At 47.9% G+C, this 18,985-nt stretch carries 15 protein-coding genes; 6 read left to right on the top strand and 9 right to left on the bottom strand.

What is annotated here, in order from left to right:
* The 3 genes from L5M38_RS09050 to L5M38_RS09040 all read left to right on the top strand — a co-directional run bounded on the left by L5M38_RS09050 (position 1) and on the right by L5M38_RS09040 (position 2,479).
* Positions 1–1,023 (top strand): serine/threonine protein kinase, encoded by a 1,023-nt coding sequence (locus L5M38_RS09050; protein ID WP_263147576.1) that lies wholly within the window; start codon positions 1–3, stop codon positions 1,021–1,023.
* Positions 1,024–1,152: 129 nt separating this feature from the next.
* Positions 1,153–1,761, top strand: a complete 609-nt coding sequence (locus L5M38_RS09045) for a thiol:disulfide interchange protein DsbA/DsbL (RefSeq protein ID WP_113941610.1) — start codon at positions 1,153–1,155, stop codon at positions 1,759–1,761.
* A 505-nt stretch (positions 1,762–2,266) separates the two neighbouring features.
* On the top strand, positions 2,267–2,479 hold the full coding sequence (locus L5M38_RS09040; RefSeq protein ID WP_006083486.1) for a DUF1107 domain-containing protein: 213 nt from the start codon (positions 2,267–2,269) through the stop codon (positions 2,477–2,479).
* Here the strand turns inward: L5M38_RS09040 and L5M38_RS09035 are convergent.
* A complete protein-coding gene (locus L5M38_RS09035; RefSeq protein ID WP_006083484.1) occupies positions 2,476–2,697 on the bottom strand; it encodes a cell division protein ZapB in 222 nt (73 codons plus the stop codon). The two genes, L5M38_RS09040 and L5M38_RS09035, sit on opposite strands and share 4 nt — an antisense overlap.
* 179 nt (positions 2,698–2,876) lie before the next feature.
* Here L5M38_RS09035 and L5M38_RS09030 point away from each other — a divergent pair, with 179 nt between their 5' ends.
* Both L5M38_RS09030 and L5M38_RS09025 read left to right on the top strand, forming a co-directional pair.
* Positions 2,877–4,370, top strand: a complete 1,494-nt coding sequence (locus tag L5M38_RS09030) for a Na+/H+ antiporter NhaC family protein (RefSeq protein WP_263178892.1) — start codon at positions 2,877–2,879, stop codon at positions 4,368–4,370.
* 81 nt (positions 4,371–4,451) lie between these two features.
* Entirely contained in the window at positions 4,452–4,805 is a 354-nt protein-coding gene (locus L5M38_RS09025; protein WP_173248029.1) for a RidA family protein, read from the top strand.
* A 163-nt stretch (positions 4,806–4,968) separates the two neighbouring features.
* On the opposite strand, the gene L5M38_RS09020 is transcribed toward L5M38_RS09025, so the two are convergent.
* Both L5M38_RS09020 and L5M38_RS09015 read right to left on the bottom strand, forming a co-directional pair.
* A complete protein-coding gene (locus L5M38_RS09020) occupies positions 4,969–5,310 on the bottom strand; it encodes a hypothetical protein (protein WP_219251781.1) in 342 nt (113 codons plus the stop codon).
* Between the two features lie 13 nt (positions 5,311–5,323).
* The gene (locus L5M38_RS09015) at positions 5,324–5,596 is read right to left on the bottom strand and encodes a Rho-binding antiterminator (protein ID WP_131524943.1); all 273 of its coding nucleotides are present in this window, start codon (positions 5,594–5,596) and stop codon (positions 5,324–5,326) included.
* Positions 5,597–5,825: 229 nt separating this feature from the next.
* Between L5M38_RS09015 and L5M38_RS09010 the strand changes: the two genes are divergently transcribed.
* Positions 5,826–6,917: a branched-chain amino acid aminotransferase gene (locus L5M38_RS09010; RefSeq protein ID WP_263163952.1), complete on the top strand. Its 1,092-nt coding sequence runs from the start codon at positions 5,826–5,828 to the stop codon at positions 6,915–6,917.
* 72 nt (positions 6,918–6,989) lie between these two features.
* On the opposite strand, the gene L5M38_RS09005 is transcribed toward L5M38_RS09010, so the two are convergent.
* The 6 genes from L5M38_RS09005 to L5M38_RS08980 form a co-directional block, all read right to left on the bottom strand.
* A complete protein-coding gene (locus tag L5M38_RS09005) occupies positions 6,990–11,516 on the bottom strand; it encodes an EAL domain-containing protein (protein ID WP_263178891.1) in 4,527 nt (1,508 codons plus the stop codon).
* 370 nt (positions 11,517–11,886) lie between these two features.
* A complete protein-coding gene (prpF, locus tag L5M38_RS09000) occupies positions 11,887–13,092 on the bottom strand; it encodes a 2-methylaconitate cis-trans isomerase PrpF (protein ID WP_263178874.1) in 1,206 nt (401 codons plus the stop codon).
* 167 nt (positions 13,093–13,259) lie between these two features.
* Entirely contained in the window at positions 13,260–15,863 is a 2,604-nt protein-coding gene (acnD, locus tag L5M38_RS08995; protein WP_263178873.1) for a Fe/S-dependent 2-methylisocitrate dehydratase AcnD, read from the bottom strand.
* An 80-nt stretch (positions 15,864–15,943) separates the two neighbouring features.
* Positions 15,944–17,071, bottom strand: coding sequence for a 2-methylcitrate synthase (prpC, locus tag L5M38_RS08990; protein ID WP_011791018.1), 1,128 nt, complete (start codon positions 17,069–17,071; stop codon positions 15,944–15,946).
* A 167-nt stretch (positions 17,072–17,238) separates the two neighbouring features.
* Positions 17,239–18,117 (bottom strand): methylisocitrate lyase, encoded by an 879-nt coding sequence (gene prpB / locus L5M38_RS08985; protein WP_006084450.1) that lies wholly within the window; start codon positions 18,115–18,117, stop codon positions 17,239–17,241.
* Between the two features lie 52 nt (positions 18,118–18,169).
* Positions 18,170–18,937: a GntR family transcriptional regulator gene (locus L5M38_RS08980; RefSeq protein WP_006084449.1), complete on the bottom strand. Its 768-nt coding sequence runs from the start codon at positions 18,935–18,937 to the stop codon at positions 18,170–18,172.
* Between the last annotated feature and the right edge of the window lie 48 nt (positions 18,938–18,985).

Genomic DNA, 18,985 nt, shown 5'->3' with positions numbered 1-18,985 from the left:
ATGAGTCAGAATATGACGCCACCAACCACGAGTTCTAGCGGCGCAGAGTTCCATTTTCAAGCCCTAACACCGGATTTGATCTTAGATGCGATCGAAAGTCTGGGCGTGTACCCAGAAACGGGCTTACTCGCGCTGAACAGTTACGAGAACCGCGTTTATCAGTTCCGTAGCGATGAAGGGCTGCGTTATGTGGTGAAGTTCTATCGCCCAGATCGTTGGAGCGATGCGCAGATCCAAGAGGAACATGATTATGCGCTCGCACTCGCGGCAGAAGATATCCCGATTGCCGTACCTGTAATTATCGAAGGCCATACGTTACACAAGTACCAAGGTTATCGATTTACCCTGTTTCCTTCCTTGGGTGGTCGCGCCTTCGAAGTCGATAATTTAGAGCAGCTGGAATTAGTGGGTCGGTTCATCGGTCGGATACATCAGTACGCGGCGCAAACGGTATTTGCTGAACGTGAACCGCTGAATCCGCAGATTTTAGGCGCCGAGCCGCTCGCGTGGTTAAAGCAATCTAATCTGGTGCCTAATAGCCTACGCTTGCCGTTCTTTACCGTCGTAGAGCAGGTGCTGGCTAAGGCGAATGCGATTTGGGATCGCCAAGATTTTGCGGCCATTCGTTTGCACGGCGATTTACACCCAGGCAATATTTTGTGGACGCCAGACGGTCCAGGATTCGTCGATTTAGACGATGCTCGCATGGGACCGGCGATTCAAGATTTATGGATGATGCTAACCGGGGATAGAGCGCAGCAACTGATGCAGCTTGAGATCTTACTCGAAGCCTATGAAGAATTTTGTGAGTTTGATACAAGACAGTTAGCCTTGATTGAACCGCTGCGGGCGCTGCGTATGGTGCATTACAACGCGTGGATTGGCCGTCGCTGGGACGATCCGGCCTTCCCGATGAACTTCCCTTGGTTTGGGGATGAAAAGTATTGGGAACAGCAGATTTTGGCGTTCAAAGAGCAATTATTTGCCCTTAGCGAACCACCACTGAGCCTAGTGCCGTATTAGCATTGAGCAAAATATGATTTCACAGACGTATCTTGTGACATTAGATTGAACTCTTAAGCTTGAGTTACACTCAAAAAATGGAATATGTTAGTCTCCAGCCAATTTATCAAAATGATTTAAGGAATTTTCATGAAAAAAGTATTACTCATGGCCGCGGCTCTGTTACTGGCGCCACTGGCAGTATCGGCTGTGGAATACCAAGAAGGCGTGCATTACACAGTGATTAACGATGGCCCAGCAACAGCGAAGCCTGAGATTACTGAGTTTTTCTCTTTCTATTGTCCGCATTGTTTTACTTTCTCTAAAACCGTAGTGCCAAAAATTCTCACCGATAAGCCAGAAGGCGTTGCGTTTAACCAAGCACACGTTGATTTTATCGGCAAAGAGATGGGGGTTGAAATGTCACGCGCATTTGCAGTCGCACATCAGTTAAACGTCGATGAGAAAATGGATGCGGCGTTATTCTCTGCTATTCATGAGAAGAAACAGCATTTTACTAATCGCGATGATGTTCGTGCTGTGTTTATTGCTAACGGTGTCGATGGTAAAACCTTCGATGCGGCTGCAGAGTCTTTCATGGTAAAGGCGCAAATGGCAAAGATGAAGCGTGATACTGAAAACGCTAAGCTGACGGGTGTACCTGCTCTGGTTGTTAACGGTAAGTACCGTGTTGAAACAGGAGCAATCAAATCCTACGACGAGCTGTTAGAAATTGCTTTCTACCTAGCAAGAAAATAATTCGATAGGCGTTACCCGCACTGCTGTCATATGAGCGGATGATAATGCTGTATCGATTGCATGTTAAAGAGAGCCTAAGGGCTCTTTTTTATTGGGGCGGTTGGCAACAACAAGGCAAATAGCGCTTTGATAGGGAGCTTAACGTACTGAGTTAGGCCTCTGTAGGCTAGTCGTTTGAACTTATGGAATAAAGACGAGGCAAAAAATGGGCAAAAAAAACCGTACTTCTTGTAAAAGAAAGTACGGACTTGAGCCAGAGGACTCATTTTTACCCTGAGTAACGCTAATAATTTAGCAGAGTGTCAAAAAATTGGCAAGTGACATTATTATGGCGTTCTTCTTTTTTGCTCACAGGGTGACATATTCATAGTTTAACTAAATCAAACGATTAAGTATTTTTGGCGATAAAAGATGAAAAATACCACTCTAACGATGAAACTCAAGTGGCAAAGCTTCTGTCAAACAACTGTAATCAATAACAACAAGAATGCTTGTAGGTGGTCATATGAGAGTTTTTCCTGTCTACGCACCTAAGCTTATCGTTAAGCACGCGCGTATTTTTCTCACTGGTGTTATTTGGGTTAAAGATTTAGGACGATTGGAATTTGAGAAGGGACGGTTTTTACTGCCAAGAAAAAGCCTGCCAAAAGTGAAGCAGGCTATTTTAGAATTGAACGAACTGATCGAAGCGCAGCATCATCAAACTAATGCAGTTTAGATTTCGCTGTTTAACAAGCCAACAAGGCCAGTCACTTTTTCGTTCCAAGAAGTGAGTTCTTCTTGTAGTTGCTGGTTTTGCGCATTCAATTGTTGATTGTGCTCACTCAGCGTAGACGCTTTTTGCTTCTCTTCTTCAAGCTCCATTTTTAGAAGCTCGATAGTTTCGAGTGCAGCCTGGATTTTGGTTTCCAGTTTGGACAGTAATTCAAGGCTCATCTGGAGAGTCCTATGGTTTCTGGATGGGACTGTGATTCTAGCAGTGCCTAGAACTTAAGGAATAGCGATTCTTGCCGTTTGGTTAAAAAACACCCTATTACTGGGTTCTAAATTAAGTTTTTTTGCATTTGTTATTAACTCGTTAGTATTCTTGGTTTTATTTTTTATCGGAATGGTCCATGTCGCCTAGTTTGCTCGCCATACTCCCGCTACTGTTGACCTTAACCTTAGCCCTATTTTTACGCCGCACACTGGTGGCGTTAGGCGTAGGTATTGTCTCTGGTGCCCTATTAATCGCCCAATTTGATCCTCTGCAAACTGGGTTGTATTTGCTTGATATCGGTGCAAAACAATTTTATGCCCAAGGCGCGTGGCAAGCGTGGCATCTCAATGTGCTGTTCGCCATGTTACTCCTCGGTAGCATGACGCAATTGTTAGCACGTGGCGGCGCCGTGGGTCAGTTTGGCGATTGGCTGTATAGCCGTATTCGTACTGAGCGTCAGGCGCGTCTTGGGGTCGTATTTCTTGGTTGGTTAGTGTTTATCGATGGGATTTTCAGTTGTCTTGCTGTCGGCCATGTGTGTCAGCCGCTCAGCCAGCGTTATGGTATTCGCCATGAGCAGCTCGCCTATTTGGTTGATTCCAATGCTTCGCCTTTATGCGCGCTATTGCCTTTCTCCAGTTGGGGCCCCTATGTGATGGCGCTTATCGCGGGGATCAGCTTTTTGCCCGTGTCGCCGCTGGAAGCCTTTATTGAGGTGGCCTTATTTAACTTTTACGCCATCGTGACCTTAGGCTTGTCCGTGCTCGTCGCTTGGTATGGTGTAGGTTTTCACTCTTTTGTTGCTGCTACTGCTGTGGAATCTTCCAATACGGTCGAGGTTAAGGGAAATCCTTGGCTGCTCGCAATCCCTATGCTGACTCTGCTGTCTGCTTCAGTGGGATTAACTTTGTGGTCGGGGGCTCAGCAGGTCTCTTCTTGGGATGTGTCACTTTGGCTTGCTAAGGCTGATATTGGTGCTTCTATGCGTGATGCTTGTTTGTTGGCAACCTTAGTCACTCTTGCCATGTTAGGCTTGTCTGGGCGACGTTTAACGGCGTTAGTGGGGGATTTGAGCCACGGAGTTCGCATGATCGCCTTCGCCATTGCGATTTTACTCTGCACTTGGATGATTGGCGCTGTGATCCAAGATCTTGGCGTCGCTAAATTATTGGCTGCTTGGGCTAAGGCTTATCTTGCCCCGCATCTGCTGGTAGCGGGAATGTTTTTACTCTGCGCGATAATGGCTTTTGCGACGGGTTCAAGCTGGGGAACATTTGCAATTATGATCCCTATTGGCGCAGAGATTGCCCATAACTTAGATCCTCATTTGTTGTTACCTGTACTGAGCGCTGTGATGGCGGGGTCGGTATTTGGCGACCACTGCTCGCCCATTTCAGATACCAGCGTGCTCAGTGCGACCAGCTCTGGTTGCGCTCCCCATGACCATGTGGTGACTCAGTTGCCCTTTGCTTTGATCGCGGCATGCGCAGCGTTAGTCGGATTTCAATTAGTCAATTTAGCCGTGGCGACGCCGTTAGTGTGGCTGGCCGTGGTGAGCTGTAGCCTAGGATTATTTGCCTTGATGGCACGTTTTTATTCACCTTTGCCCAGATTCGTAGCGCAGACATAAAGCCAGTTTATCGCTAAAATGGCCGATTCGGTTCTTGCTGAGCCATTTATTTAAGTGCATATGATTTAAGAGATTATCAATATGAGTATTACCCGTTTAGATGTAGGTACCCGCATGAGCAGTATAGTGATCCACCAAGGTACTGTGTATCTGTGTGGTCAAGTGGCGAAGGACAAGTATCAAGGTATCACCGAGCAAACTGTCACTATGCTTGAGGAGGTCGATACCTTGTTAGCGCAGGCGGGAAGTTCGCGTGAGCATTTACTGTCAGCGACTATTTATCTGAAAGATATGGGTGATTATGATGCGATGAATGCGGTATGGGATGCTTGGGTGCCTAAAGGTCATGCGCCAGCCCGTGCTTGTGTGCAAGCCGCTATTGCCGAGCCAGAATATTTGGTTGAAGTCTCAGTGATTGCGGCGGTTGCGGTTTAAGCGCTAAGCTATTTTTCGTCCAGTTAAGAAGCCTGTTTCGATCCCTATTTCGAATCCTGTCACCGAGTGTCATGACTCGGTGAAGCTTTTCCGCAATACACCTCGCTAACTAAACCTGCATGGTTCAGCACGTTCACTCTCTTCTAACAAAACCCTTTTTGCTTTAACCTAATAAGTATTCCATTAAATGTGCAGGGACAAGCGGCGGATGATCCCCATATTGTTCTGAGAGTGCGGTGGCGATAGTCTCAATATCTTGTTGGGCTAAGCCTTGTTCGATAATGGCAAACGCCCAAGGAGCCTCGGTTTTGAGTTTGAGGAAATAAGGCGTTTCGACAAATTGTGCGAGTGAGTAAGCGGAGCCTCCTAAACCATGCCCCCAACCTTCGCTGACCTGAAAGGGTCTATCTAAATGTGCCATATCAAATTCAATGAGATGAGGGTATTGGCCGTTATGCCCACCGATCCAGTGACCGATTTCAACCGATAAAATCATAGTTGCCATGTTATATCCTTTGCTAGGGTTGCTTGGCCGCAATGAGTACTCGGCTAAATTCAGCATTAGGCTCGAGGGGCGTGATGGCGGCGATATGGTCGAGTCTAAGGGATTGTTTAGTTTGTTGCAGTTGGATGATAAGCCACTCAGTTTTGTCGGCTCTTGTCTGCGTGGTGATGGCTTTACCTTGGCACTGGGTGCCATCAATAAGCTCAATTTTGAGTTGATAACCACGCAGACAGGCGAGTTCGAGATAGTCGTAGTGGGCGCAGGGGATCATTTTATAATCTGACATTGGATCATCTCATTGGGAGTTCGACCCTATTGTGGCAAAAATACTTGCCATTGGCATTATGTGTGACCCAATGCGGATTGTTTTATCCTGTCTCTGAGGCTGTATGAAAAGTTGAACCAGGCGTGTTAGCGAGTTTTTTATTTGCTTAGACCTTTAGATATGCGAGCCCCTCTTGACTTTATTCCTGTCGCTCCCTAGTCTGCTTGTTCAGTAATCAAGGTGGTATGCGATGGAAATAACTTACAATTTAAAACCTGCGTCCGAGCGCCGTACTGAGCAATTCAAGCCCGAGGGGAATGTGGGCTTTGGTAGCCTCAGAACCGATCATATGTTTTTGATGGATTATCATGATGGACAATGGTGCGATCCGCGCATCGTTCCTTATGGACCATTTGAAATGGCACCGGGTGCAATGGCGTTGCATTATGGCCAGTCGATCTTCGAAGGCGCGAAAGCCTTTATGCACGAAGATGGCGAGATTTATACTTTCCGCATTAATAAGAATGCTGAGCGGATGAATCGCTCCGCCGATATCGTCTGTATTCCCAATATCGATGAACAAATGCAGATGGATGCGATCAATGCGTTGATCGATGTCGATCGCCTCTGGTTCCCGATGCAAGAAGGCGCGTGTCTGTATATTCGTCCTTTTATTTTTGCGACCGAAGACCGCCTCTCTGTGAGCCCAAGTTCGCGTTATACCTTCTGTGTTGTGTTAAGCCCAAGTGGCGCTTATTACGCGGCTGGCGTGAACAAAGGTATACGCTTACTGATCAGCAAAACTTTCCATCGTGCAGTATCGGGTGGCACTGGCGCCTCAAAAGCCGCGGGTAACTATGCGGCTTCGTTGCGTGCGGGTAAAGCGGCGGCAGCCTTTGGTGCATCGCAAGTGCTATATCTCGATTCAACCAATCAACAGATTGAAGAAGCGGGCGCGATGAACCATTTCCACATTCTGAAAGATGGCACTGTGATTATTCCAACCTTCACAGATACTATTTTGAAGTCGATCACCTCGCAATCCATTATGGAATTGGGTGAGATGCTCGGTTGTGAAGTGCGCCAAGAGACTGTCATGCTTGATAAATTTATCGCTGATATTGAATCTGGTGAAATTATCGAGGCGGGTGGTTTTGGGACGGCGGCCGTGGTTTCTGCTGTGGGCTCCTACATTTTTGAAGATGGCCATGTTGTCACTGTCGGTAATGGTGAAGTGGGTGAGCATGTTCAGCGCATCTATAAACTGTATACCGAAATCCAAAAGGGCCATATTAAAGGTCCTGAAGGCTGGGTTAAGCGTGTTAAACGTTTAGCAAAGTAAGGAATTTGTGGTGATGTTTAAAGGCTCCTAGGAGCCTTTTTTATTGGCTGTTTTTGTCGATAATGCCTTAAATCAAAGTGGCTGTGGCTTAGATTGATTTTTGAGTAAGGTTAAACAATCTTCGGCATTTAAGGGTTTACTGAGTAAGAAACCTTGTACTTGATCGCAACCCTGCATCGCCAAGAAGTTGAGCTGTTCTTGGGTCTCTACGCCTTCGGCGACGACATTCAGTTCTAAGCTGTGAGCGAGGGCAATAATGGCGCTGGTGATGGCGGCATCGTCGGGATCGTTGGTGATGTCTCTGACAAATTCTCGATCGATTTTGAGTGTGTCTATCGGGAAGCGTTTGAGATAGCTTAGGCTCGAATAACCCGTACCAAAATCATCCACGGCTATGGTCAATCCTAGGGCCTTGAGTTTAGATAAGATGCTGACCGATTCCTGCGGATTGCCCATGATCATTGATTCAGTAAGCTCAAGCTCAAGGGATTGAGCCGGGAGACCTGATACGGCTAAAGCAACTTCGATGGTGGAGATAATGTCCGCTTTCAGTTGGCGAGCCGATAGGTTGACGGCAATAGTGATCCCGTTAAATCCTAGGCTATTCCATTCGGCTAATTGCTGGCAGGCGTGGTTGATCACCCAATGGCCAATTTGAGTGATGATACCCGTTTCTTCCGCGAGTGGAATAAATTCCACAGGTGAAATAGGACCAAGTTCAGTGTGATACCAACGTAAAAGTGCTTCCAGTCCTGTGAGTGAACCATCTCGTAAACAGAATTTAGGTTGATAAACCAAGCTTAGTTCTTTGCGTTGGATAGCTTCCTTTAAACCACTTTCGAGTTGTACATGACGGGTGGCGATTTCATTTAACTTAGAGGTATAAAACTGAAAGTTATTTCGACCTGATGATTTTGCGTGGTACATGGCGGTATCTGCAAATTTAATCAGTGAGTCGGCATTGTCCGCATCGTTAGGGTATAAGCTGATACCAATTGAGGTCGAGATGGTCAGCGTTTTATCGTCCAATAGGAAGGGCGTTTGGAATGCTCTGAGCACTTTTTCTGAGATCAGGGTTGCGGCTTTTGTTTTCGCAACACCTTCTAAAATAATAGTAAATTCATCGCCACCTAAGCGTGCGACAGTATCGCCATCACGCACCGCATTTTGCAGTCGTCTTGCCACGGCTTTCAGTAACAAATCCCCGACATGATGACCCATAGAGTCGTTGATATGTTTAAAGCGGTCGAGGTCTAAGAACAGCAAGGCAACGATATTATTCGCTCTGTGCGCTTGAGTAATCGCGTGATTGAGTCTGTCTTGAAATAAGGTTCGGTTCGGTAAGCCAGTTAATGTGTCGAAGCTGGCGAGGAAACGCAGATCTTCTTCGGCTTTTTTTCGCTCTGTGATGTCGGTAAATACTGCAACGAAGTGACTGGTTTCGCCTTTGATATCGATCACTTGGTTGATCTCAAGCCAGACTAAAATGGCCTGACGTTGTTTATTGCGGATCCACAGTTCTCCGACCCAATGTTTGTGACGCAGTAGCTGTTGTTCAATCGTATTGAACAACTCCCGCTGTTGGCGACTAAAGGCTAAGTGAATGAAATGCCTGTCGGTTATTTGGCGTTCTGTGTACCCTGTAATGGCACAAAATGCTGGGTTGACCGAACGAATTCGATAGTTTAATCCTCCCACTACAACGGCTTCGTTCATACTGTTGAGCACTTGTGATGACAGTACCAACTCGTTTTCAATCAGTTTGCGCGAGGTAATGTTACGGTTGGTCCCTGTCATGCGGATCGGATTATCTAGGCTATCTTTTTCCACCACTTTACCGCGGTCTAAAATCCATACCCAATTACCGGGGGAACGTTCGACTCGGTACTCTGCTTCGAAGAAAGGCGAACGACCTTGAAGGTGTTCGTTAAGCTCAAATTTGAATCTTTCTCTATCCTCTGAGTGCATGCTCTCATGGGCTATATTGCTGCTATTCCAATGGGGGACTGAAGAATCCATATTGGTACGATAGACTCGATTTTCTGGTATGTTCCAGTCCCACATGCCATCGCCAGAGGCCCAAAGTGCAAGTTTGAGTCGCTCCTCTGAGGCGCGGATACTGGTTTCAAATTCGCGCTGTTGCTGACGTTTTCTTTTACGCCAGATAATGATCCAAGCCAACAGCCATAGAGAGAGCAAGCTATAGAGGGTGTAGGCGAACTGAGTTCGATAGAAGGGCGCTTGTACATGAAGATCGACAGACAGGGCGTAGTCACCTTGAGTGTTGTATTGCAGCCCATGGCGAACATGCAGTTGGTAGTGACCAGGATTAATATTGGTGAAGGTGATTTCATTACCTGTGGGGAGCTCATGCCACTCGTTATCAAATCCTTCAAGAAAATAGCTGAAGCGGTTTTTACCCGTATAGCTGAAATCCAATGAGGTCACCTCAAAACTGATCAGCTGATCGCTATAGTCCATTACTATGCTAGGTGGATGGCTCAAATCGAGAATAGTGTGCCCTTTACCCGCAATACTATAGCCAGTGAGTGCGACTTTAACATCGGGTCGTTGATCTGGAATTGACTTTGGATTGAAACGATTTATGCCATTAATACCACCAAACCAGAGATCGCCATCGCTGTATTCAAGTTTTACGCCACCGTTAAACTCCAGTGCTTGTAGCCCTTCTTGCTCATTAAATATGATGACACGATTGGTTTTAGGATTGAGCTTTCCAATCCCCGCATTACTACTAAACCAAATGTTGTGTTCTTGATCCTCGAGTAAGGCATAGATGGTATCACTTGGTAATCCCTGATTGCGGGTATAGTGGCTAAAACCAGCATCGGCCACTTGGGACGGTAACTTGCTGATCCCACCATGGGTGGCAAACCATACCTCGCCCGACTTTGTGACTAAAATATCGCGGACACGGTTGTTGATCAGGCTGTTTTTGTCTGAGGATTGATGGAAGTAGGATTTACCTGCGCCTGTTTTCATATCCAGCTTAAGCAGGCCATCGAGTGTACCTATCCATAGCGTATCTTTGTGTGTTCTGAGGATTAAAAACTGGTTTTGTGCCGGATAGAAATTATCAATATGTGCCAATGAGATAAAAGTAAATTCATCGGTATCTATCGCCTTACGGTAGAGAGCATTGGTTGTTGCCACCCAGAGGCGACCTTGCTCATCAATATCTAAACTACGGATATAATTGGTTTCTGAGCCTTGATCAGTACGTTCTGTCACCTTGAGTAACTGGAAGTGGCCATCTAGCGCCAGTCGACCTAGCCCATAGTTAGTGGCAAACCAAAGCACGCCATTTTTGTCTTGGTCGATATCTCGCAGGGTAAGATTCAAGTTGCGTTGATGCATCCCTAAGGCATTAGCAAAGAGTTCCGTGTAGTGTTCATATTTCCCATTGGCCAACATGCGTTTAAGCCCAGCACCTTCGGTGCCTATCCATAGCGCATTATCTTGGCTGCGGAACAAGGTGCGTATGTTGTTACTTTGTTGCGACAGGTTAGGGGTGGATTCGTAAATATGCTGAAAATACTGACGGCGCGTATTTATTTTATCTAGGCCAGAATAACTGGCACCTAACCATAAATTGCCAAAGGGATCTTGCAGTAAGCTCAGTATGTTATTTTCACTGATACTGTTGGTACGCTTAGGATCATACCTGTGGTAGGTCGCAGTAAATGCCTTATCGTTTCTCTCGAGTTGAATGAGACCAGCTTCTGGCCCAACAACCCAAAAGTCACCCTGCTCAGTTTGGATAAAATCTTTAATGTAAGGCACATTATCGTCTGTCTGCCAGAGGATTTCGCCCTGTTGTGACGCCAAGTTGTAATGCCATAATTGCCCACCCAGAGCTAAGGTGATCGCATTAGCGGAATGTGCCCTAATTTGATGTGCAGTGAGATTCTGCGGGACATTTAAGCGAGTGATAGTATTGGCACTGACAGCAAAGGTGCCGCTATCTTGTGTTCCTGCCAGCAGGTAAGTGTCTTCAACATTGGCTAAGCTGGTGATGTGGGGTTGAACACTATTACCTAAGTTCACTTGGGTAATGCGTTTGGTTTTGGTCGATAGGGAAAATAGTCCTGCTTTAGTACCAATCCAGAGTGTATTGCCTACAACGCTGAGTTTGGTTGTGCGCGGATCGGTAAGCCCTTGTTCTTGGCCAAAGTGTTCAAAGGTCCCTGTGCTCAAATCGAGTCGATTTACCCCTTGGCTGAAAGTCGAAACCCAGATATTACCTTCTGAGTCTTGAATAATGTCAGAGACATAGCTCTCAGAAATACTCCTCGGATCATTGGGTGAATGGGGGAAAATATTGAAGCTGTGACCGTTATAAGCATGCAAACCATCTTGAGTGCCAATCCATAACATACCTGCATTGTCCATAAACAGGCTAGTAATCGTATTTTGGGTAAGGCCATCTTCACTGCGAATATGTTCAAATTTGAGCTGTGTAGAAGCCGCGCTCAATGGTTGAGCTAATCCATTGCACGAGATCCCCCACAAACTTAGGATAAAAAGCGTACTTAGCATTAGCTTGTGGATTAGTTGACTCAAATTTTCCCCTACCAAAAACGGACCCATCCTGATTAGGTTTCTATTTAGTTTAGTTCTTAGCCTAGACCTTACATGCCATTTTGCTGTAAAAATGCGACTTAAATTGCTGACTTGGTTTAAAAATAACCAAAATCGATGGGCGCGATTCTGTAATAGATCATGCAATATATTAACTGTACCGTTTCACTGCCAATATTCTTTTTATGACGAGTTTGTATTCTGGCGTTTTTGCTAAAGGATCTTAGCATTGTTTCAGGTATGTCAACATATCATGCTAAGACAAATACGGGCGAAGCAGATTAAAATGATGGGCGAGAATAGAAAAAAGACCTTGCCGGAAGGGGGAGAAGCAAGGTCTTTGGTTGAACAGTTTACTTAGATAAAACTACGCAGCGGGCACCCGCACAAAACCTTCCATCAGTACGCGGGCGCTGCGGCTCATAATGGCTTTGACGACCGTCCATTCTCCATTCACTAAGTTTGCCTCAGCGCCAACGCGCAAGGTGCCTGATGGATGACCGAAACGTACCTTATCTATTTTATCCTTAGTGTCTCCGCCTGCGGCCAAGTTGACTAAAGTGCCGGGAATTGCCGCCGCCGTACCAATCGCAACGGCAGCCGTGCCCATCATTGCGTGGTGCAGTTTGCCCATAGACAAGGCGCGTACCAGTAGGTCAATTTCATCTGCATTGACGGTTTTGCCGCTCGATGAGACATAGGCTTTAGGCTTAGCGACAAAGGCGATCTTAGGCGTATGTTGGCGTGCAACAGCTTCATCAATATGTGAAATCAAGCCCATACGCACGGCGCCATAGGCGCGAATGGTTTCAAATTTAGCCAGGGCGGCATTGTCACTATTAATATCATCTTGTAGCTCAGTGCCAGTGTAGCCTAAGTCTTCTGCGTTGATAAAAATGGTGGGAATGCCCGCGTTGATCATAGTAGCGTTAAAGCTGCCAATGCCCGGCACTTCTAGCACATCGACAACATTACCCGTAGGGAACATGCTGCCACCGCCGCCATCCTCGTCCGCAGCCGGGTTCATAAATTCGATTTGCACTTCGGCGGCAGGAAAGGTCACACCATCGAGCTCAAAATCACCGGTTTCTTGCACTTCACCCTGGGTGATTGGCACATGGGCGATAATCGTTTTGCCTATGTTGGCTTGCCAAATTCGGACTGTGCAGATGCCATTGTGTGGAATGCGGGCCGTATCAATTAGGCCATTACTGATGGCAAAGGCACCGACGGCGGCAGTTAAGTTGCCACAGTTACCGCTCCAATCTACAAAAGGTTTATCGATTGCCACTTGGCCGAAGAGGTAATCGACATCGTGATCGGTTTGGGTGCTAGGGGAGAGGATCACGGTTTTGCTGGTGCTCGAGGTGGCTCCGCCCATGCCATCGATTTGTTTACCGTAAGCGTCTGGGCTGCCTATCACTCGCAGTAACAAGGCATCACGGGCGGCACCTGCAACTTGTGCGGCCTTAGGTAAATCCTGCAGACGGAAAAACACGCCCTTGCTGGTGCCGCCGCGCATATAAGTCGCGGCGACTTTGATTTGTGGCGCGTGGGTTGTTGAAGCATTCATTCATTAACTCCAAAAGAACTCCCAATGGAGTCCAAATGAGCGCCAGTAACTTAATGGTGAAGTCGCTGGCGCTCGGTTTTGTTAGCTGATATTTAAGCGTCGTCTCTAACCAGACACGGGCGTCGATTCAAATCTCGACTCAAGCCTGATTTGATTCGAGATTCGATTTAAGCCTGATTTGATTCAAGAAAGTCCTGCGCGAAGCGTTGCAATACGCCGCCCGCCTCGTAGATAGACACTTCTTCGGCGGTATCGAGGCGACACGTCACCGGCACTTCGATGCGCTCACCGTTTTTACGGGTGATAATGACAGTTAAGTTTGCTCTTGGCGTTGGTGTGCCGAGGACATCGAACACTTCTGTGCCATCTATTCCATAGGCGGCGCGGTTGTCACCGGCTTTAAATTCCAGAGGCAACACGCCCATACCGACTAAGTTAGTGCGATGAATACGCTCGAAACCTTCGGCTACAATGGCCTCAACCCCCGCTAAACGCACGCCTTTGGCAGCCCAGTCGCGGGACGAACCTTGGCCGTAATCTGCGCCCGCTATGATGATTAGCGGCTGCTTACGTTCCATATAGGTTTCAATCGCTTCCCACATACGGGTCACTTGACCTTCTGGCTCGATACGCGTCAGTGAACCTTGTTGCACTTTACCGTCAACGATTGCCATCTCGTTTTTAAGCTTAGGATTAGCAAAGGTTGCGCGTTGGGCGGTTAAGTGATCCCCCCTGTGGGTGGCGTAGGAGTTAAAGTCTTCCTCCGGCAAGCCCATTTTGTGCAGGTATTCGCCCGCGGCGCTGTCCATCATAATGGCGTTAGAGGGCGATAAATGGTCGGTGGTGATGTTGTCACCCAGTACCGCCAGTGGTCGCATGCCCTTTAACGTGCGCTCTCCGGCCAATGCGCCTTCCCAGTAAGGTGGGCGACGAATATAAGTAGATTGCGGACGCCAATCGTACAGCGGGCTGATTTTTTCGCCGTAATCGACGGCTAAATCGAACATGGGCTCGTACACTTTACGGAACTGCTCAGGTTTAACACTGGTCGCAATCACGGCATCGATTTCTTCATCCGATGGCCAAATGTCGATAAGTTTGACGGGGTTGCCGTCTTTATCTAATCCCAACACATCCTTTTCGATATCGAAACGTATGGTGCCGGCAATTGCGTAGGCGACGACCAATGGCGGCGATGCTAAGAAAGCTTGCTTTGCATAGGGATGAATACGGCCATCGAAGTTGCGGTTACCCGATAACACAGCGGTGGCGTACAAGTCGCGGTCGATCACTTCTTTTTGAATCACAGGATCCAGCGCGCCACTCATACCGTTACACGTCGTGCAGGCAAAACCAACAATGCCAAAGCCGAGTTGTTCAAGTTCAGGTAATAGCTTGGCTTCTTCCAAATACAACTGCACCGCTTTTGAGCCGGGGGCGAGTGAGGTTTTGACCCAAGGTTTGCGGCTTAAGCCTTTAGCGTTGGCGTTGCGGGCAATGAGACCTGCAGCAATCACGTTGCGTGGGTTACTAGTATTAGTACAGCTGGTAATCGCCGCGATAATCACAGCGCCATCGGGCATTAAGCCGGGCTCGTTTTCGACTACGCCGCTAATTCCGCGCTCAGCCAATTCTGATGTTGGCACCCGTGCATGTGGGTTTGATGGCCCTGCAATGGTGCGCACCACCGAAGATAAATCAAAATGCAGTACGCGTGGATAGTGCACTTCTGTCAAGCTGTCGGCCCACAAACCTGCGGTTTTGGCATAGGTTTCAACCAGTTTAACTTGCTCGGCTTCGCGGCCCGTTAAGGTCAAATAATCTAAGGTTTGCTGGTCGATGTAGAACATGGCCGCAGTGGCGCCAAATTCAGGTGTCATATTCGAAATCGTGGCGCGATCGCCTAATGTCAGCGCCGCTGCGCCTTCGCCGAAGAACTCTAAGTAAGATGACACGACTTTTTGTGCGCGTAGAAACTCGGTTAAGGCCAATACGATATCGGTAGCCGTAATGCCAGGCTGCGGTCTGCCCGTGAGCTTCACACCGATAATGTCCGGTAGACGCATATAGGATGCGCGGCCTAGCATCACGCTTTCGGCTTCTAAGCCGCCGACACCTATGGCGATAACGCCGAGCGCATCAACGTGCGGCGTGTGGCTATCGGTGCCAACTAAGGTATCAGGGAAGGCCACGCCATTGCGTGAATGCACTACAGGCGACATACGCTCTAAGTTAATTTGGTGCATGATGCCGTTACCCTGAGGGATAACATCAATGTTTTTAAAGGCTTTTTGCGTCCAATCAATAAAGTGGAATCTGTCTTCGTTGCGTCTGTCTTCGATGGCGCGGTTTTTGGCAAAGGCGTCTTTATCAAAACCACCAAATTCGACAGCGAGTGAGTGATCCACAATTAATTGTGTTGGTACAACAGGGTTCACTTTGGCCGGATCGCCACCCTTAGCGGCAATAGCGTCACGCAGACCCGCAAGGTCAACTAAAGCGGTTTGCCCCAAAATGTCGTGGCACACCACGCGGGCAGGAAACCAAGGAAAATCCAGTTCTTGCTTAGATTCGATAATCTGTTTTAGCGAGTCGGTCAAAACGGCCGGATCGCAGCGACGGACTAAGTTTTCAGCTAAAACGCGCGAGGTGTAAGGTAGCTTGGCATACGAGCCAGCTTGAATGGCTTCTACGGCTTCGCGGGTATCGAAGTAATCGAGTTGAGTGCCGGGTAAGGGCTTGCGATATTGGGTATTCATAGCAGTGCTCATAACATCATCCATTTCGGAAAATGAAGTTGGCGCAAGACTTACATTGAGTGAAATCTCGCGCCAAGTGTGGTCAATTTTGCTTAACGGTTGGCAATCGGTACCACTTTGCGCGGCGCAACGCCCACATAATCGGCACTCGGGCGGATGATGCGGTTGTTAGAGCGTTGCTCCATCACGTGCGCCGCCCAGCCTGTGACGCGTGAACACACGAAGATTGGCGTAAACAACTTAGTCGGAATATCCATGTAGTGGTAAGCGCTGGCGTGGAAAAAATCTGCATTACAGAAGAGTTTTTTCTGTTCCCACATCAGGGCTTCACAGGCAACCGATACCCGGTATAGACGGTCGTCACCGTTGGCGGCAGCCAGTTTTTCTGACCATTCTTTGATGATGGCATTACGTGGATCGCTGTCGCGGTAAATTGCGTGGCCGAAGCCCATGATCTTATCTTTACGCTCGAGTTTGCCCATTAAGATGTCGCGCGCATCGGCTTCATCTTTCATATCTTGAATGAGTTCCATCGCCGCTTCGTTCGCGCCGCCATGCAGCGGGCCGCGCAGTGAACCAATCGCCCCAGTGACGCACGAATGCATGTCTGACAGGGTGGAAGCACAGACGCGAGCGGTAAAGGTTGATGCGTTAAATTCATGTTCTGCATAAAGAATTAACGATACGTCCATCACTTTAGCATGCAGTGCCGACGGCGCTTTGCCATGTAATAAGTGGAGGAAGTGTGCGCCAATTTGATCGTCATCGGTTTCAGTATCGATACGCACGCCATCGTGGCTAAAGCGATACCAGTAACAGATGATCGATGGGAATGCGGCGAGTAAACGGTCGGTGATTTCACTCTGTTCGGCAAAGCTGTGCTCGGCTTCTAAGTTACCTAGCATAGAGCAGCCAGTACGCATCACATCCATAGGATGAGTGTCGGCTGGAATGCGCTCCAATACTTCTTTTAATGCTTGCGGCAGACCGCGAAGGCCTTTGAGTTTGGTTTTGTAGGCATCAAGTTGGGCTTGAGTGGGCAGCTCGCCGTAAAGAATAAGGTAGGCGACTTCTTCGAAGGTGGCATTTTCACCGAGATCTTTCACATCATAACCGCGGTACGTTAGGCCCGAGCCTGACACGCCCACTGTGCTCAATGCGGTTTCGCCTGCGCTCTGGCCACGTAATCCTGCACCGCTTAGTTTTTTAGCTTCTGACATAATCCTTCCCTTCCGTTAACTCTATGTGGTTATTGCTGGTGGATGAATGCACTTATTTTTGAGTGTTCATTCGCCGACATTTATTGGTTAAGGCTGCACTTTTTATTTAATTTGTTTAACGCTAAATCTGTTTTAACGTCAAACCCTGTAGGGTTGCAGCTTTTCGGTTATTTATCTTGGCTGAACAGTTGATCTAACTTGTCTTCAAAGGCGTGGTAGCCCAAGTATTTATACAAGTCTTTACGGGTCTGCATAGTGTCTAGCACATTGCGTTGATGACCATCATTCATCAGCGCTTGCATCACGTTCAGTGCCGCTTGGTTGGCTGCGCGGAAAGTACCGAGTGGATAAAGCACCATATCGGCACCCGCCTCGGCGAGTTCTTCTTTATTGAACAATTGGGTTTGACCAAATTCAGTCATGTTCGCCAAAATTGGTGCTTTAACTTGAGCCTTGAAGTGGCGATATTGGTCTAGCTCAGTTAAGGCTTCGGCGAAGATCATGTCGGCGCCGGCGGCAATATACGCTTGCGCACGTTCAATACCCGCTTCTAAACCTTCCACGGCGACCGCATCGGTACGCGCCATGATCACAAAGTTAGGATCGGTACGGGCATCGACGGCCGCTTTAATGCGATCGACCATTTCTTCAATACTCACGACCGCTTTGTTGGGTCTGTGACCGCAACGTTTTTGCGACACTTGGTCTTCCATGTGCACAGCAGCGACGCCGATTTTTTCGAATTCTTTGATGGTACGAGCAATGTTGAATGCGCCGCCCCAGCCAGTATCGATATCGACCAATAAAGGCACCTGCGTGGCAGAGGTGATGCGGCCTGCATCAATCAGCACGTCATTCATTGAGGTCATGCCCAAGTCAGGCAAACCGTAGGAAGCATTGGCAACGCCAGCGCCCGAAAGATACAAGGCTTGGAAGCCTGTTTGTTCTGCCATTAAGGCAAAATAGGCATTGGTGGTGCCAACGATTTGTAACGGTTTGGCCTTAGCAAGAGCTTGGCGAAAACGTAATCCTGCGCTTTGGGTCATGGTTTTATCCTTTTCCATTTTATGGGAAGTGGGCATATTGAGCCGTAAGAACTTAGCTAATGTTGGCTAAGGTTTCTTTTGCGGCTGCATTGGCTTGCAATTCAATTAAGCGTAATTCGGTATTTTTACGCCCCTGTTCGATATGGCGGCGCATCAGCAAACTGGCCAACTCACCATCGCGCTGGGCAATGGCTTCGACTATGCGTCTGTGTTCGGCAATCGCTTTCACGGGACGATTTTTATTAGTGCACTGGTAGCGATACATACGCAGCAAGTGATACAGCCCGCCGACTAAGGTTTCCTGCAGATGCTTGTTACCGCTGGCTTGAATAATTTGGTAGTGGAAGTCGACATCGCCTTCCTCTTGGAAGTAAGTATCGCCCTTGGCGAGCGCCGCTTCTTGTGTTGCGAGCAGATCTTCTAGCTTGGCTAATTGTTCTGGGGTGATACGGCTGGCGGCAAGTTCGCAGGCCATGCCTTCAAGTACGCTACGTAGTTGATATAAATCGTTAAGTTCACTCACCGTCAGCTGGGCGACGCGGGCACCAACATGGGGCGCACGCACCACTAAACGTTGTCTTTCTAAAGTTTGCAGGGCTTCGCGGGTCGGGCCGCGGCTGATGCCGTATTTTTCGGCCAGTGCTTGCTCGTTAATCTTGCTGCCTGCAGGCAGTTCGCCCTTGATGATGCTGGTTTGGATCTGCACCAAAATTTGATCGGCTAATGTGGTCGACGTCTTATCTGCCGAGGTCGATTTGACCTTGTGCAGGTGGGGAACTTGCGTGTCATCAGAAACGAACGTCGTGTCTTGCTTCAACATAGAGCGCATCACTATTAATAGGATTGTCGACAATGGGTAAAAAATAGC

This window comes from Shewanella sp. SM101 (assembly GCF_025654465.1).
Taxonomy (GTDB): Bacteria; Pseudomonadota; Gammaproteobacteria; order Enterobacterales; family Shewanellaceae; genus Shewanella; species Shewanella oncorhynchi.
Note: the sequence above shows the minus strand (reverse complement) of the source record. Positions and strands in the feature narration are given on the sequence as shown.